1 protein-coding gene and 1 pseudogene are annotated in these 929 nt (G+C 63.2%); one reads left to right on the top strand and one right to left on the bottom strand.

The genetic code is table 11. From position 1 onward, the window contains the following. Window positions 1-687, bottom strand: a 687-nt coding sequence (locus EN893_RS35705; protein WP_206640256.1) for a response regulator transcription factor, incomplete at its 3' end; no start/stop codon positions are given. A 46-nt stretch (window positions 688-733) separates the two neighbouring features. Between EN893_RS35705 and EN893_RS35710 the strand changes: the two are divergent. Then, window positions 734-929: pseudogene (locus EN893_RS35710) on the top strand (DNA-binding response regulator); the annotation flags it as partial.

The following is a 929-nucleotide window of genomic DNA, read 5'->3' on the forward strand; positions in this document are numbered from 1 at the left end:
GATCTTCTTACGCAGCCGCATGATGCGAATGTCGACGGCGCGTGACGATTCCGGATCTTCGGTGAAGCCAATCGCCTCGGAGATCGCGGCGCGGGTTAGCAGCCGATTGGCGCGGGTGAGGAAAATCTCCAGCACGTCGAACTCACTCTTGGCCATGTCGATCACCGCGCCATTGGCGCCGGTGACCAGCCTGCCGTCGAGGTCGGCCTGGAAGGGACCGAAGGCAACGGAACGGCGATCCGTCCCGGCCTTCTTGTCCTGGAGCTCCTTCGGCTGGGGAACGCGGCGCAACACGCTGCGCACCCTGGCCAGCACTTCGCGCAATTCGTAGGGCTTGACGATGTAATCGTCGGCACCGAGTTCCAGCCCGACGATGCGGTCGAGCGCGGTGCCGGCCGCTGTCGCATAGATGATGCCGATCGGCAGTTTCGAACGCAGCCAGCGGCCGAGCGAGAGGCCGTCCTCGCCCGGCATGGCGATGTCGAGAATGGCGAGATGGAACGATTGCGTTTCAACGAGGCTGCGCGCAGCGGCAGCACTTTCGGCGGTGGCCACCTCATAGCCGGCGGCGCCAAGATATTCGGCGACCGCGTCCCGTAGATCGGGCTCGTCCTCGACGATGACAATTCTTGCCCGCACGATGCTTTCGCTCCCACTTTCAGTGGAAAGTAGATTGGGTATAAACATCATGTCCAGCACTCATATCCGGGTTGCTAGGGAACGGTTGGAAAACATGGCTGCACGATCCGTCATTGCGCTCGTTTCGGTAGCCGAAGTGGTGGCGACCGAACTCGCCGACCATCTCGAGCGGCGCGGTCACGATGTGCATCAGGCGCGCCAGCCCTGGGAGGCCGAATCGCTGTTGTCGGGAAAGGGCATCGACGTCGTCGTCGTCGGCGACAGTCTCAGCCAGGCGGAGGGGCGGGACC

Source organism: Mesorhizobium sp. M7A.F.Ca.CA.004.04.2.1, assembly GCF_004022825.1.
Lineage (GTDB): Bacteria > Pseudomonadota > Alphaproteobacteria > Rhizobiales > Rhizobiaceae > Mesorhizobium.